The sequence below is a fragment of the Colwellia sp. MB02u-10 genome, assembly GCF_014077185.1.
Taxonomy (GTDB): domain Bacteria; phylum Pseudomonadota; class Gammaproteobacteria; order Enterobacterales; family Alteromonadaceae; genus Cognaticolwellia.
In genome coordinates, this window is record NZ_JACGVK010000123.1 from 1 (window position 1) to 14,096 (window position 14,096).

At 39.1% G+C, this 14,096-nt stretch carries 14 protein-coding genes; 8 read left to right on the plus strand and 6 right to left on the minus strand.

What is annotated here, in order from left to right:
- Positions 1–409 precede the first annotated feature (409 nt).
- The 6 genes from H4J59_RS11965 to pspF are packed head-to-tail and all read right to left on the minus strand — an operon-like array spanning position 410 to position 6,814.
- On the minus strand, positions 410–1,195 hold the full coding sequence (locus tag H4J59_RS11965; RefSeq protein ID WP_182136986.1) for an ATP-binding cassette domain-containing protein: 786 nt from the start codon (positions 1,193–1,195) through the stop codon (positions 410–412).
- Positions 1,192–2,184 (minus strand): oligopeptide/dipeptide ABC transporter ATP-binding protein, encoded by a 993-nt coding sequence (locus H4J59_RS11970; protein WP_182239682.1) that lies wholly within the window; start codon positions 2,182–2,184, stop codon positions 1,192–1,194. The genes H4J59_RS11965 and H4J59_RS11970 overlap by 4 nt, the downstream gene beginning before the upstream one ends.
- The gene (locus tag H4J59_RS11975) at positions 2,184–3,077 is read right to left on the minus strand and encodes an ABC transporter permease subunit (protein WP_182185010.1); all 894 of its coding nucleotides are present in this window, start codon (positions 3,075–3,077) and stop codon (positions 2,184–2,186) included. The genes H4J59_RS11970 and H4J59_RS11975 overlap by 1 nt, the downstream gene beginning before the upstream one ends.
- Entirely contained in the window at positions 3,067–4,095 is a 1,029-nt protein-coding gene (locus tag H4J59_RS11980; RefSeq protein ID WP_182136983.1) for an ABC transporter permease subunit, read from the minus strand. The genes H4J59_RS11975 and H4J59_RS11980 overlap by 11 nt, the downstream gene beginning before the upstream one ends.
- Position 4,096: 1 nt before the next feature.
- Positions 4,097–5,713 carry an ABC transporter substrate-binding protein gene (locus H4J59_RS11985; protein WP_182239684.1) on the minus strand — a complete coding sequence of 539 codons (1,617 nt, stop codon included), beginning with the start codon at positions 5,711–5,713 and terminating at the stop codon, positions 4,097–4,099.
- 9 nt (positions 5,714–5,722) lie between these two features.
- Positions 5,723–6,814, minus strand: coding sequence for a phage shock protein operon transcriptional activator (gene pspF / locus H4J59_RS11990; protein WP_182239686.1), 1,092 nt, complete (start codon positions 6,812–6,814; stop codon positions 5,723–5,725).
- A gap of 190 nt (positions 6,815–7,004) precedes the next feature.
- Here pspF and pspA point away from each other — a divergent pair, with 190 nt between their 5' ends.
- The 8 genes from pspA (at position 7,005) to tyrR (ending at position 14,086) form a co-directional block, all read left to right on the plus strand.
- Positions 7,005–7,676, plus strand: a complete 672-nt coding sequence (gene pspA, locus H4J59_RS11995; RefSeq protein WP_182239688.1) for a phage shock protein PspA — start codon at positions 7,005–7,007, stop codon at positions 7,674–7,676.
- 51 nt (positions 7,677–7,727) lie between these two features.
- On the plus strand, positions 7,728–7,952 hold the full coding sequence (gene pspB / locus H4J59_RS12000; RefSeq protein ID WP_404842451.1) for an envelope stress response membrane protein PspB: 225 nt from the start codon (positions 7,728–7,730) through the stop codon (positions 7,950–7,952).
- Positions 7,949–8,440: an envelope stress response membrane protein PspC gene (gene pspC / locus H4J59_RS12005; RefSeq protein WP_182239690.1), complete on the plus strand. Its 492-nt coding sequence runs from the start codon at positions 7,949–7,951 to the stop codon at positions 8,438–8,440. Before pspB ends, pspC begins: the two co-directional genes overlap by 4 nt.
- A 164-nt stretch (positions 8,441–8,604) precedes the next feature.
- Positions 8,605–10,035 carry a YcjX family protein gene (locus tag H4J59_RS12010; RefSeq protein WP_182239692.1) on the plus strand — a complete coding sequence of 477 codons (1,431 nt, stop codon included), beginning with the start codon at positions 8,605–8,607 and terminating at the stop codon, positions 10,033–10,035.
- The gene (locus tag H4J59_RS12015) at positions 10,032–11,042 is read left to right on the plus strand and encodes a YcjF family protein (protein ID WP_182239694.1); all 1,011 of its coding nucleotides are present in this window, start codon (positions 10,032–10,034) and stop codon (positions 11,040–11,042) included. Before H4J59_RS12010 ends, H4J59_RS12015 begins: the two co-directional genes overlap by 4 nt.
- A 222-nt stretch (positions 11,043–11,264) precedes the next feature.
- Positions 11,265–12,077, plus strand: a complete 813-nt coding sequence (gene phhA, locus H4J59_RS12020; RefSeq protein WP_182239696.1) for a phenylalanine 4-monooxygenase — start codon at positions 11,265–11,267, stop codon at positions 12,075–12,077.
- Positions 12,078–12,089: 12 nt separating this feature from the next.
- Positions 12,090–12,425 (plus strand): 4a-hydroxytetrahydrobiopterin dehydratase, encoded by a 336-nt coding sequence (locus H4J59_RS12025; RefSeq protein WP_182190445.1) that lies wholly within the window; start codon positions 12,090–12,092, stop codon positions 12,423–12,425.
- A gap of 110 nt (positions 12,426–12,535) precedes the next feature.
- Entirely contained in the window at positions 12,536–14,086 is a 1,551-nt protein-coding gene (gene tyrR / locus H4J59_RS12030; RefSeq protein WP_182239697.1) for a transcriptional regulator TyrR, read from the plus strand.
- Positions 14,087–14,096: the final 10 nt, after the last annotated feature.

Below are 14,096 nucleotides of genomic sequence, written 5' to 3' on the forward strand. Positions count from 1 at the left end.
TTAATAATGTCTAGGGCTTGTGATACTTGCATAAAAATAAAGGCTTCTAAGTAAACTTAGAAGCCTTTATACAGGGTCTAGATGATCGTTCAACCGATCTGTTTTAGCTTAAATGATCGGCATTAAGCCAATAGGCTGGTTTTTTGCTTCTTAGGGTTTAAGTTTTATTGGTTAATCCACAAAAGTGGGTAATAATTTAATGACACTGGTATAACATCAGGTAGCATAAATGCTGAACAATAATCCGGTTGATTATTCTATAACTAAGTTATGTAATTGTGCAAAAAGAAGTGGTTTATTAGGTAGGTGTAGGTAGTTCATTTAAAAAAATAAAGTGATCAGTTTGCTATAACAGATAACTTATTTGCCTTACTTATAATTATTAAGACCAAGTAATTGGCAATTATAGCTAACGATGTAGCAGTTGAAAACGTTGGCTCATTATTAACCTTTTAGTGTACTTGTGTTTAGGTTTTTGCAAAATATCAGCAGTTTTACCAAACTCTAACACTTCACCTTTGCTTAGTACCATCATCTCATCACTAAAGTGTCTGACAATGCCAAGGTTATGAGAGATTAAGATAAATGCCAGCCCCATTTGTTGCTGTAAATCGAGCAGTAGGTTGATCATTTGTGAGCGTAAAGATGGGTCGAGTGATGCTAAAGCCTCGTCGAGAATGATCACTTGTGGTTTTAATATGATCGCACGTGCTAATGAAATACGTTGCTTTTGACCCCCTGAAAACATATGAGGGTAAAAGCTCATATGTTCAGCTAATAAACCAACTTTTTGCAAGGTTTCTCGGATCAACTGATGGCGCTCAGTTTCATTTAGGTTGGTGTTGAGTTGCAGTGGTTCATCTAATAATTGTTCTATCGTCAGACTAGGATTTAAGGTGGTGCCTGAGTCTTGAAAAATCATTCTCACATGTTGGCAACGTTGCTTAAAGTTACCAGGTTCTAAGCTTTGGCCATTTAAACGAATGTGACCAGTGCTTGGCAATTCAGCGCCAACTAGTAGTTTCGCAACCGTAGACTTTCCAGAGCCTGTTTCGCCTACAATAGCGAGCGTTTTATGCGCCATAATATCAAAAGATAAAGGCTCAAGTGCCGTGACGCATTTACGATTAAACCAATAATTTTTATCTTTATAGGTTTTACTCAGGTTACTGACTTGTAATAAAACATCACTCACGAATAGTTATCCTTCAGTGGAAAATGACAACTGACTTGATGGCTATGAAAATTTTTAATTTTTGGCGCGTGTACACATTTTTGCTGTGCTCGCGGGCACCTTGGGCCTAATCGGCAGCCTATTGGTAAATGTTGCAAAGTAGGAATACTACCAGGCAATGTCATTAGTCGAGATTTATTTGGGATCATTCGGTTAGCTTTTGGGCTACTGTCGACCAAGGCACGGGTGTAGGGATGATAAGGTTGGTTAAAAATTTGCTCTGTGGTACCTGCCTCAACAAATTGGCCACTATACATCACGGTAATAGTGTTGGTCCAATGGGTAACATTTTCTAAATCATGACTTATTAATAATATTGACATATTTTTTAGCTGATTCAGGCTCGCTAACAAACGAAATATCTGGCCTTGATTGGTACTTTCCATTGCTGCAGTAGGCTCATCAGCAATAAGAAGCATAGGACGACGTGCTAAGGCCATTGCGATCATTACTCGTTGGCATAATGCATCGGTTAGTTGATGAGGAAAGCTCTTCACACAGACTTCATGCTGCTTGATACCAACTTTATGCAACAAGTTAATAGCAGCGAGTTTTCGCTGTTGTCTTTTTTGCCAAAAATAGCCAGTTAGTTGCTCAACATCTACCGCTTCTTCTAATTGTTCGCCAATGGTGGTGGTTGGATCTAAACATGCCATAGGTTCTTGAAAAATCATGGCGACGTCTTTTGATATAATTGCTTTTCTTTCTTCAGCAGATAGCCGCATTAAGTCGTTGCCGCGCCAATGAAAACGGTCGGCATCAACTTCCCACTTCTCATCTAACACGCCGACAATCGCTTGTGCTAATAGCGATTTTCCAGAGCCAGATTCACCGACTAAACCACGAACCTCACCTTCTTTCATGGTCAGGTTTACTCGGTCGACAGCAAATATTGGCTTTGTTGAAGTCTGCAGTTTTATGGAAAGGTTGCGAATATCAATTAAGTTCATTAGTTTTCCTTGCGCACTTTTAGGGCATGACGCATGCCTTCACCGACCAAGTTTGTCGCGATAACCGAAAATAAAATAGCTAAGCCGGGTAGATAAACGGTCCAAGGAGCAATGTAAAATAACTCAATGCCATTAGCTAGCATGGCTCCCCATTCTGGCATAGGAATCGGTGCACCTAAACCAAGAAAACCTAGTGCTGCAATGTCGAGAATAGCAGCTGATTGAGCAAGTGTTGCTTGGCTAATTAATTTTTCGATAATATTGGGAAAAATAGAATAACGTAAAATCCTAATCGAACTAGCGCCATCAAGACGTGATGCCAGTACGTAGTCTTTGGCAAACTCTTCCTTAACGGCATTGCGGGTTACATGCACAAATTGCGGTATTAACACCATAATGATGGCCCACAAGGTGTTCTCTAAACCAGGACCGAGTATGGCAACAATGATAATCGCTAAAAGTAAGGAAGGAATGGATAAAATAACATCGAGAAAATGGTTAAGAAAGCTAGATTTGATACCCGTTGTTAAGGCTGATAGTGAACCAATAACCACACCAACGGCTAAAGAGGCAATAACCACAATAATACTTAAGCCAAAAGTTAATGAGGTACCTTGAATTAAACGCGACAACATATCTCTACCTAGGTTGTCCGTACCAAGCAAAAAGCTGACATCGCCATCATCACTCCATGCCGGGGGTAATAATAAGTGGTCTAAATGGTTTTCCACCGAGGAATACGGCGTAATGATATTGGCTAATACTGCCAGCGCAATTAAAAATAAAAAACAGCAAAACCCAATCATAACAACAGGAGGTTGTTTAAAATTATGCCACAATTGCACCAGTGGGGTTGGGAACTCTTCTTCTAAGTATATTTTATCACGTGCCATGACGAGGCTCCCGAGCTAAAGGGTTAAGCGCTGCGTAGACTAAATCTATAATAATATGAACAATGAATATAAAGCTTGAAAGCACAATAAGCCCGCCTTGAATAGCCGTATAGTCACGCTGATATATACTTTCGATTAACCAACTGCCGATACCTGGCCAACTAAAAATAACCTCTGTCACCATGGCTATAGTAATTAAATTAGCAAATTGTAACCCTATATCTCTGATAACTTTAATAATAGCATTACGCATAGCATGACGATAAATAATTTGACTAAAGGTTAAACCTTTTGCTTTTGCCGCTTTAATGTAATGAGTGTCTAAAACTTCGAGCATGGCTGAGCGTGCTAAGCGCATAAAGATGGTGGCGGGTGCTAATGCTACGACAATCACTGGTAATATAAGGTGTCGAGTGGCATCTTGAAAAGCTTGCCATTTATACGGACTGTCGCTGAGTAAAATATCAATTAACTGTAAACCGGTAATATGTTTAATTTCGAACAAAAGACTGATTTGTCCAGAAGAAGGAAACCAACCTAATTGGATAGAAAACACCAATATAGCGAGTATGCCTAACCAGAAAACTGGGATTGAGTAGCCAATCATTGCAATGGTCAATATTAAATTGTCAGCCGCTTTTCGGTGGTAAATCGCAGCACAAAAGCCAACGGGAATACCAACAAACATTGCCACTAACAAAGCAACGCTGGCCAACTCGACCGTTGCAGGTAAACGGTTAAGTACTTCGGTTGAAATCGGTAGGTGGCTGGTCATTGAATAACCCATGTCGCCTTGAAATAGGTGTTTCAAATAACTGACATATTGGCCCAGTAAACCCGATTGCTGTTGATATTCATCAGCTAAAATCGCTAGCTGCTCTGGTGAAGCACTTATTTGGCCAGTTAGGTTAATGAGTTGCTCACCAGGAAATAAAAAACTCAAACTAAATGACAACATTGTTAATAACAACAAGGTAAAAAAGAATAAACTAAAACGACGCAGAGTAAAAATTAGCATATTAGTTTTTTGTAACCCCGTTAAAATCAACTCCACCGATTGCGCGCAACACAGTACCTTTTACACTATTATGCCGTGCTTGATACCTTTTTGAATGAGCAATGGGAATTAAAGGTACTTCTTCATTGATCAATTTTAACGCCTTTGAATAATAGGCCTTTCGTTTATTAATGTTATTTGTTTTTAGCGCTTTTTGGATCAGCTGATCGAATTTTTTATTACACCAAAAGGTGCGATTGCTGCCATTATTGGCAGAAGAGCAGCTGAGTAATGACGAAAAAAAGTTATCGGGATCAGGGTTGTCAGCTGACCAACCCAATAGCACACTTTGATGTTCACCTTCAGAAACCTTTCGTAAAAAAGTTGACCATTCATAACCTGACACTATATTAACCTCTACCCCTATTTTTTGTAAATCAGCCTGAATAAGTTTTGCCATCGTAATAGCATCTGGGTTGTAGGATCTCTGCACAGGCATTGCCCATAAATCCATAGAAAAGCCATTACTATAACCCGCTTGCGTTAATAATTCTTGTGCAGTAGTTATTGAATAGTCTTGGCTTGTTATCCTTGCATCATAAGCCCAAGAAGAGTTTGGAATAATGCCGTTAGCAACTTCTGCTTGGCCAGTATAAACCGCCTCTAGAATTGCTTGCTTATTAATAGCGTAGGATAAAGCTTTGCGTACTAAAGGATTGTCAAAGGGTGGTTTACGGGTATTAAAGCCAAAATAACCGACATTGAAAGATATCACTGATTCTAAAATGAGATTGGGGTGTTGTTTAATTTTTTCATGTGCAATAGGGTAGGCAATTACGTCACATTCACCGGCTAATAACTTAGTTAAGCGAGCAGTATCTCTAGGAGTTATATCAAAAACGAGCTGTTTAAGTTCTGACTTACCTCGCCAATAATTTGAATGAGGTTCATAACGAATAAAAGCCCCTGAACTATACTGTTTAAACTTAAAGGGCCCCGTACCAATGGGGAGCATATCTATTTCTTGCATAGCGTTAAGTTCGACTAATTTGTCGGCGTATTGTTTTGATAAAATAACGGCTGAATCACCACCAATGTTAGCAAGAAATGAACTGTCAGCATGTGCAAGTTGAAAGCGAATGGTGTGGTCATTAATTTTTTCTATGTTATCAATCAAACTGGTTAATTGAGCATTCTGAAAAAATGGATATTTGCCACCTGATATCGGGTGATATTCATGGTTGATATCCAACATACGATTGAAACTAAACAGCACATCGTCAGCATTAAGCGCCCTTGTTGGCATAAAATAGCTAGTTTGATGAAATTGAATATCTTTGCGAAGATAAAAAGTTATCATTTTTCCGTCACGTGTCACATGCCAAGATTTAGCAATAGCAGGTATAATCGCATTATCAATAGGGCTAAACTCAATCAAACGGTTATATAACTGATGTGACGTGGCATCTATTGTCGTACCAGAGGACACCGTTTGGGGGTTGAAGCTTTCAGGAGGACCTTCACTACAATAGATAATACTTTTTTTACTTAACGAAAGTGCTTCGTTTGAATCACAGCCTGACAACACCAATATCAATAGTGCAAAGCGGCAATAGTATGTAAGTTTAGAGTAAGCCATAGCTAATCTTTATTCTTCGTCTGCACTACTTGAATCGAGTAGATTATATTTTTTTAAATAGCCTCTTAACTGATGATAGGTTAATTCTAAGGCGTCAGCGGTTTTCTTTTGACTATATTGGCAATGTGCCAATGCCGACTTGATCAAGTCGACTTCATAGTTTTGTGATAAATCTTTTAATGACAGCGGGAATTGTAACGCTTGCGTGCTTGGTTGAATTTTTTCTTCTACTTTAACCGGAGTTGTCGTTGTTTCATTGGGTTGTGCAACAGGTGTCGCTATGATGCGATCTTGAGTTTTCATACGTTTAGAAGGGCGATAAGGCGACTCAAATGGATCTATGACTAATTCATGTACAGGTAAGTGTGGATTATTACAGCGATAAACACTGCGTTCTACTACATTCTTTAATTCTCGAATATTACCCGGCCAATGATATTCAAGTAAGGCACGTTTTGCTTTTGCGGTAAAACCACTAAAAAGCTCAAATTCAAGTTCGCGCGCCATGTTAATAGCAAAGTGTTCAGCTAATACCAATATATCGTCTAAACGTTCGCGTAAAGGCGGCAGGGTGATCACGTCAAAGGCCAACCTATCAAGCAAGTCGGCACGAAATTCGCCTGCTGCGGCCATTGACGGTAAGTCTTCGTTAGTTGCTGCGATTAATCTAGCATTAGTTTTAATGGTTCTTGAGCCGCCAACACGTTCAAATTCGCCATATTCTACAACACGTAATAATTTTTCCTGAATTAAGCCAGTAGTATTGGCGATTTCGTCTAAAAACAAAGTGCCATTATCTGCGCGTTCAAAACGACCTTCATGACGCTTACTAGCACCAGTAAAGGCACCACTGTCATAACCAAATAATTCACTTTCTAATAAATTTTCATTCAACGCCGCACAATTAAGTTTGAGATAATTTTGATCCCATCGTTTAGATAGATAATGTAAACGGGCCGCAACTAGCTCTTTACCTGTGCCGCGTTCACCGATGATCAGCACAGGCTTACTTAACGGTGCTATCTGTGAAATTTGCTCAAGCACCTCTAAAAAATTGTTAGATTGGCCAATGAGATTATCTTGTTGTTTAAAACGTGTCATGAACTGACCTAATAATTGGTTTTTTTCACTAACAAATAGTGTATTTTATTAACGGCTTAGAGAAAAGCCTTTTTTTAAATAATAATAAAGCATTATTAATCAATATATTATAGTGTTATAAAAACTTGGCGTAGAACGTGAATAGTAAAACCTAAGACAATTAAGTCACTTTTCGAACGAGGAAGTAAATATGGGTATTTTTTCAAGGTTTACAGATATCATTAATTCTAATATTAACAACTTATTAGACAAAGCAGAAGACCCTGCAAAAATGGTGCGCTTAATCATACAGGAAATGGAAGACACGTTAGTTGAAGTGCGCTCTTCATCAGCAAAAACCTTAGCAGATAAAAAAGAACTAGCACGCCAAGCTAGTCGCTTTGAAGCGGATGCATCACAATGGCAAGAAAAAGCTGAGCTAGCATTAAGTAAAGATCGCGAAGATTTAGCGCGTGCAGCATTAATGGAAAAGAAAAAATGTGTTGAAAGCGCCGGTACCTTGCGTGAAGAGTTAAGTCGCGTAGATAGCCATATTGCTAAATTGCAAAGTGAAATCTCACAGTTGCAAGACAAATTAGCCGATGCTAAGTCGCGCCAAAAAGCGATTATTATGCGCGAAAAAACAGCGAATTCACGCCTGAAAGTGAAACAGAATATTGACAGCGATAAGGTTAATGACGCGCTCAGCCGCTTTGACCGCTACGAGCGTAAAATTGATGGTATAGAGGCACAAGTCGAATCTTATGATATGGGCAGCAAGTCATTGGCTGATGAAATTTCAGAGTTGGCTTCAGATGAAAAAGTTGATGATGAATTAGCGCAATTAAAAGCTAAAATGAAATCAGAGACTAAAAATAAATAATCATAGATTAAGAATATATGCCTTAATTAGGTGCAATTAAAGGAGAAAATCGTGGAGGAGATTATCATCGCCCCAGTAATTATATTCATGGTCGTCGTGGCGCCTATTTGGTTGATATTGCATTATCGTAGTAAACGCCAAATTAGCCAGGGTTTCAGTGAAGAAGAGTATATTCAACTGACTGAGTTGTCTGAACTCGCCGATAAAATGGCTGACAGAATAAAAACCTTAGAAGCTATTTTAGATGTTGAAACACCCGAGTGGAGAAACAAATGATGACCGGCAAATCACGAGGTGAGTTATATCGAAATACTAGCCAAGGAAAGGTAGCCGGTGTTTGTGCAGGCATTGCCGATTACTTTGGCTGGGAATCCTGGTTGGTTCGTATACTCGTGGTTTCTGGTGTGTTGTTAGGTATGGGTTGGTTTATTGTTATTTATATTGCCGCTTGGTTTATATTAGATAAAAAACCTGCCAATGTAGGCCATGTTAGCCGTAACGCTCAAAGAGGTCATTTTGGCCATGGTCAGGCTGGTCAGCAGCAGTCTAAGCAGCAAGCGTCAGAACAACAAGGGTTTGATGAAGACATCACCCATGAGTCGATTAAAGTGAAATCGCGAATTTGGCAAGCAGGTGAGCCGCCTAAACAAGCATTTCAGGACATTAGGCGCAAGTTCAAGACATTAGAGCTGGAACTACAAGTGATTGAACGCTATGTCACCTCACCAGAATTTACGGTGTCACGAGAGATTAATCAACTATAAAAAAAGCGGCTAGGCCGCTTTTTTTATAGTGGTAACTTAATGATAAAGCCGTTGTAGCACTGTTATCTCAATGTAAAAGCCGCTAATATCTACGGCAATAATAGTATTGTTAAGACAAGTATTCTCCCTTCAACGTATTGAAAATAAAAAGATAGCATTTAAGTATGGCATTTATTAATAAAGCTCAGTTAAACAAGTTAAAACAAAAAGCCAGCGATATCGTTAATCGTTCTATCGACCAACATATTACACTGGCTGTAACCGGGCTCAGCCGCAGTGGTAAAACTGCTTTTATTACCTCTTTAGTGAATCAGTTACTCAACGAAGGTAATAATTCGCAGCTCAGTTTTTTTAATGTGGTCCATCAAGGTCGTTACATTGCCGCTAAACGGGTGCCACAAAAGCATCTTCATATTTCAAGATTTGAATATGACGGGGCGCTATCAGCTTTGTGTCAGTCGCCGCCAAAATGGCCAAAACCGACTAACGGTATTAGCGAGTTACGCTTAGCCGTGCGTTATCAACCTAAAGACTCGTTATTAAAGTATGCTACGGAGTCGGCAACGCTCTATATTGATATTACCGACTATCCAGGCGAGTGGCTGCTTGACTTACCTATGTTGTCGTTAACATTTGAGCAATGGTCGAAACAGACAATGGAACTCCTTAAGCAGGCACCCAGAAGTGAACATGCACAGGGCTTTCTCGATAAATTGGCTGAGTTTGATGCCTTTGCCAGTGTTGACGAAGCCGTTTTAGCGCAACTATCACAAGAATATACCGACTTACTGTTACTCTTTCGTCATCAACTTGGCTTGTCTGTTATTCAACCGGGACGTTTTATCCTACCCGGTGAGTTAGAAGATGCGCCAATACTGCAGTTTTTTCCTTATAGTGGATTTGACGATATCGACAGTAATGACTATCAAAATGCTAAAGACGACTGTTATATCGGCATGTTGCGCGCACGATTTATTGAATATAAAGAGCGTGTAGTGCGGCGTTTTTATCAAGAGCATTTTATTAATTTTGATCGACAAATTGTGCTTGCTGACTGTTTAACGCCATTAAATAAAGGCCCAGAAAGTTTTGCAGATTTACAACATGCCATGGCAATGATCATGGAAAGCTTTCAATATGGGCAATCGAGTTTACTGTCGCGTTTATTTTCGCCAAAAATTGATCGATTACTTTTTGCCGCCACTAAGGCCGACCATGTCACACCTGAACAGCACGGCAATTTAGTTTCCTTGCTCAATAAGCTGGTTTTTCAAACTAAGCAAGCGCTGAGTTTTGATGCCATTAAAATGAAAACAATCGCTATTGCCTCGGTTAAAGCAACCAAAGTAGGCAAAAGCCTGTATCAAGGCCAAAATATTCCGGTGATTAAAGGTCGTCAATTAAGTAATGGCCAAATGATGACCTTATTTCCTGGTGCGGTGCCGGCGAGTATTCCAACGCTTGATTATTGGCAAAAGCAAGCCTTTAACTATATTGCTTTTTCGCCGATTGAACCGGCTAGTAGTGACGAATGTTTACCGCATCTTCGTATGGATCAAATGTTGCAGTTTTTGCTTGGAGATAAATTAACATGACCGAAAAGAAAGAAAAACATCAACAACAAATATTATTTGATGTTGATGTTTCCGACAAACCAACAACAGAAAACACCCAGCAAATTATTGTTAATGAGCAGGATTGGGTTTGTGATGAGCAAGTAGAAACGGTTGACGATAATAGCGTTATTACCAGCAAAAAACCAAGCTGGCTTTGGCGTACACTAGGGGTGGTTTTTGTTACTTTAGTGGCGGTTGAAGCGGTACAGTTTTTTGTTAATGGCTTCAGTCAATCGCCGATAATCGCCAGTTTGTACGCTATCTTACTGGCTGGTTTATCACTTATTTGCGGCCGTAGTGTGTGGCGCGAATTTGCTGGGCTTAGGCAGTTTAAATATCAGCAAAATCTTAAACAACAAGCACAAGATATTATCAATGAAGAAGGCCAAGTTGATGCCACCAGCCTTTGTAATAAAATATCTCAGCGTTTACCGGTTGACTTAGCTGAATTTGATCACAGTTCATGGCAGCAGTTAAACCTTGAAGAGTACAACGATGTTGAAATAATGCAGTTATATGCTCGCAACGTTTTATCTCAAGTGGATCAAAAAGCATTGAAAGAAATTGCAAAATTTTCTTCAGAGTCAGTTGTTTTAGTGGCCCTAAGTCCGATCGCCATTATTGATATGTTACTGATGTTATGGCGAAATTTACGTTTGGTTAATAAAATAGCCGCTTTATATGGTTTAAAACTAAGTTACTGGAGCCGAGTTAAACTCATTAAACAAGTGATTATTAACATGGCTTATGCCGGCGCAAGTGAATTAGTGGCTGATTTAGGTGCAGATCTGTTAGGCGCAGAGCTGTTAGGAAAATTATCAGCGCGTATGGCACAAGGTCTAGGTGCAGGTATGTTAACCGCCCGATTGGGGCTCAAAGCCATGCATTTATGTCGGCCTATTCCTTTTACCGATGATGCGCCAAAGCTTGGGCATATTCGTCAACAGATTGTCAGCCAAGTGCAATCATTGGTGAAGAGGAGCTAGCAAGTCACTGAAAGTAAACATAAATTTTTTAACTGTATATTTAGATGTAAAATAATTTTTACAGCCTTATTGTTCTGGTGAAAAAATAGCCACTTTGAAAGTCGTGCTTTTTCTATTGGTGTTGTCTTATGATTATGGCAACTAAAGTAGTTTTAAATATCAAAATTAAATTAACAACAAAATTAATAATAAAATTGATATTCACTCAATAAGGTTAAACGAATGGCGAAGGCGAGTAAGTATGTTTCTAAGGTTGCAGATGAACATGGTCACATTGCATGGTCAGCAGCAGAAAATAAAATTTGGCAAGCGTTAATTACGCGACAACTTTCAACAGTACAAAATACTGCATGTGATGAATTTATCGCCGGCTTAAGTAAGTTAAATCTGCCACTTGATCGTATTCCTCAACTAGAAGAAGTTAGTCAGGTATTAAGGGCAGAAACGGGTTGGAGCTGTGAACCTGTGCCAGCACTGATTGGTTTTGGTGAGTTTTTCCGCTTACTGTCAGAAAAGAAATTTCCTGTTGCGACCTTCATTCGCTCCGAAGAAGAGTTTGACTATTTAGAAGAGCCCGATATATTTCATGAAATATACGGTCACTGTGCCTTACTGACTAATCCGTCGTTTGCTAATTATACTCAAGCTTATGGCATGATGGGTTTAAATGCTTCGAAGGAAGACCGTGTGTTTTTAGCTCGGCTTTATTGGTTTACCGTAGAGTTTGGCTTACTTGATACCCCTAAAGGTCTACGTGTATATGGTGGTGGTATTTTGTCTTCTCCAACTGAAACAGAATACGCATTACATGATAAAAATGTTGAAAGAAAACCACTCGATGTTTTAGATGTTTTACGGACACAATATCGCATTGATATTTTGCAACCGGTTTATTTTATGCTCACCAAAGTTAGTGATCTCGATGAGGTACGAAAATTAAGCGTAGAAGATATTATGGTGTTGGTAGAACAAGCGAAAAAAATAGGTCTACATCCAGCTAAATTTGAATTAAAAACAACTTCAAAAGTAAGTTAAGGAATTTTTATGATCGGCGAATTATCAAATCAACAATGTGAAGCATGCCAGGTAGATGCACCAAAGGTTAGCGATGACGAATTAGCAAGTTTATTGGCTCAAATACCTGATTGGGTACCTGAAGTGAATAACGGTATTATGATGCTAGAACGTGTTTATAAATTTAAAAACTATAAACTAGCATGGGCTTTTGCAAATAAAGTGTCTGAATTAGCAGAAAAAGAATTTCACCATCCAGCCATTTTATTAGAGTGGGGTAAAGTAAAAGTTACCTGGTGGACCCATGCTATTAAAGGGCTGCATAAGAATGACTTTATTTGTGCGGCCAAAACCGATCAGCTTCTTTAATCTCATACGACACAATAATACTAAGCCTCCTATAAAGGGGGCTTTTTTTTATTGTAAAAAATAGTTTACAATGGTGGAATTGGATTTTGTTGTTTGCTTGAGGTTATTAAATGCGTTTAGAAATTGGTTGCAAGGACCGAGTTGGTATTGCGCAAAGTGTATTAGCAATATTTGTTGAACGTGGGATCGACCTACGTGGTATCGAGTTAAAACAACCAGGGAAAATTTTTATTAATATCCCTGATTTAGAGTTTTCAGAGCTGCAAAGTTTCATGCCGCAATTGCGATTAATAGATGGCGTTATTGATGTTAAAACAACACCTTATATGCCGTCTGAGCGTGAAAGAAATGAATTTGAAACCTTAGTTAAAACCTTTCCAGACCCTTTTATCTCGATTGATAATAATGGCCAAATTCGTGTGGTTAATAATATTGCTGCGCAAATAATGTGTAGCTCGCTTGAGCATATTATTGGTGAGTATATTGGACAATGGCTAAAAGGTTTTAATTTTACCCGCTGGTTTGGCAGTGCAGAAGTGCTGGCCCAAACTCGCCGTGTTAAATTTCAAGAAGATGACTTTGTCGCCGATATTATCCCTATTCACATTGCTGAAGGTGATGGCAGGCAAGTACTTGCGGGTGCAGTACTGATATTAAAATCAGAAGCGAGATTAGGCCAACAAATTAGTGCCTTTAAAAAAGCCAATGAAAATGATTTTAATGGCATCCAGTCTAACAGCAGTTCAATGCGTAAATTGATACGCGAAGCAAAGCGAATGGCTTTGCTCGACTCTTCTATGTTGATTGTGGGTGAAACAGGATCAGGTAAGGAGTTATTAGCTCGCGCTTGTCACGCGGCCAGTGATCGCAAGGATAAGCCTTTTATGACCTTAAGTTGTGCAGCATTACCTGACGATGCTGCAGAAACAGAATTATTTGGCTCTGGCGCTGCTGGAGAAGCAAAAAGTAAAAAAGGTATATTCGAATCAGCGGACGGTGGCACTATATTTTTCGATGAAGTAGGCGAGATGTCAGCCAAATTACAAACTAAAGTGCTACGGGTCATTCAAGATGGCACTTTTAGGCGCATTGATGACGAAAAAGAAATCAAAGTTAATGTCCGTATTATTGGTTCAACCAATCGCGACTTACTTAATATGGTTTCGCTTGGAGAGTTTAGAGAAGACTTATATTATCGTTTAAATGTGTTGGGGCTTAATATTCCATCGTTGCGTGAGCGACGTTCAGATATTGTGCCTTTAGCGGAACTTTTTGTTGCTAAATTTGGTCAACGTGTTGGCAAGACCCATGTTTCTTTCGATAAAGAATGTCTTGAGTTTATTGAACACTACCCTTGGCCTGGTAATGTTAGACAACTAGAGAATGTGCTGATTCGAGCTGTATCCTTAATTGACGGCAATATCATTACAACCTCGCACTTGCATTTACCTGCGTATACGCGGGAGCATGGTTATCTTGAGCAAGATTTTGAAGGTACTTTGGATGCGGCAGTGAAAAATTTTGAAGCAGATTTACTGCGAAAACTTTATCCTGCTTATCCAAGTACGCGACAATTAGCCAAAAAATTAGGACTGAGTCACACGGCTATTGCCAACAAATTACGTGACTACGATATCAATAAAAAAACAGTTAAAATTTAACGTGAACTGA